This window comes from Nocardia harenae NBRC 108248, assembly GCF_001612885.1.
GTDB classification, from domain to species: Bacteria; Actinomycetota; Actinomycetes; order Mycobacteriales; family Mycobacteriaceae; genus Nocardia; species Nocardia harenae.
On record NZ_BDBH01000025.1, the window covers coordinates 1 to 1,279 of the forward strand.

The 1,279-nt window shown below is 67.4% G+C and carries 1 protein-coding gene; it reads right to left on the reverse strand.

From position 1 onward, the window contains the following. Positions 1 to 52: 52 nt before the first annotated feature. Positions 53 to 1,197 (reverse strand): IS3 family transposase gene (locus tag NH2_RS27865; RefSeq protein ID WP_157104011.1). Its coding sequence is split into 2 segments (ribosomal slippage): positions 53 to 930 and positions 930 to 1,197, totalling 1,146 coding nucleotides; the frame shifts between segments, so codons are not numbered across the junction. Between the last annotated feature and the right edge of the window lie 82 nt (positions 1,198 to 1,279).

Sequence of the window (1,279 nt, forward strand, 5' to 3'; positions counted from 1 at the left end):
CCCCGATGATGCGACCACCCGGGATCAGAGTCGGGTGATGTCGTTCGGGTGTTCAGTTGGTCCCGCAGTCCACCGGGTGGTGGGTGTGGGTGCAGGCCGCAGCGTACTCGGCCGGGGTCCGGTATCCCAGCGCGGAATGCCGATGCCGCAGGTTGTGGTCGGACTTGAAGTCACCGATCACGACCCGGGCCTCGAGCAGACTGGTCCAGTGGTTGCGGTTCAAGCACTCGGTCCGCAACCGGCGGTTGAACGACTCGACGTACCCGTTGTTCCACGGTGTGCCCGGCGGGATGTAGCAGATCCCGACCCGGTCGGCGCAGAACTGTTGCAGCGCAGTCGAAATCATCTCCGGTCCGTTGTCCATCCGTAGCACTCGCGGCGGGCCGCCGGTGGCGGTGAACACCTTCTCGAGCTCGGCGACGAGCTTCTCGGCGGTGATCGAGCGTTCGACCACGTGCAGCAAGGATTCGCGGGTGTGCTCGTCGATCATCGACGCGATCTTCACCGCCCGGCCATCGGTGGTGGAGTCGAACTGGAAATCCAGCGCCCACACCACTTTCGGTGCGTCGGCCTCGATCGGCGGGACCGAGGAGACACCGGCTCGTTTGCGGGGATGGTGGGCGCGGACCTGCAGGCCTTCCTCGCGCCAGAGCCGGTGGACCTTCTTGATGTTGACGCACGCGCCTTCGTCGAACCGCAACCCCGCCCAGGCGCGGCGGAACCCGTGCCCGGGGTTGCCTAGCGCGTGGACACGCAGCCAGGTCCGCAGAGCGGCGTCGGGGTCGGCCGGGGTCGCTGCGGCGGGCAGCCGCCGGTAGGTCGATCTGTGGAGCCCGACGACCCGGCACGCGAACCGCTGCGACAGGCTCTTGACCTGCACGAGCATGTCCACAGCACGCCGCTTGGCCGCCGGGCTCAGAATTTTCCCTTCGCGATCTCCCGCAGCGCGTCCTTCTCCAGCTCCGCGTCCGCCAACAGGCGCTTCAACCTGGCGTTCTGCTCCCGCAACTCCTTGAGCTCCTTGGCGGCGTCGGCGTCCACACCGCCGTACTGGCGGCGCCAGTTGTACAGCGTCGCCGCCGATACCCCGATCTCGGCCGCGACCTCTTCGCCGGTCTTCCCGGCAGCGGTCAGCTCGTCGGCTCGCCGCAGCTTCCGCACTACGTCCTCCGCGGAGTGCCGCTTGCGTCCTGCCATGTCCCTCAGTGTCCCTTCTCGGCCCTCACCAGGCCAAACAGGACTCTAATACCAGGCGGTCTCAATCACGGGGGACAGCTCA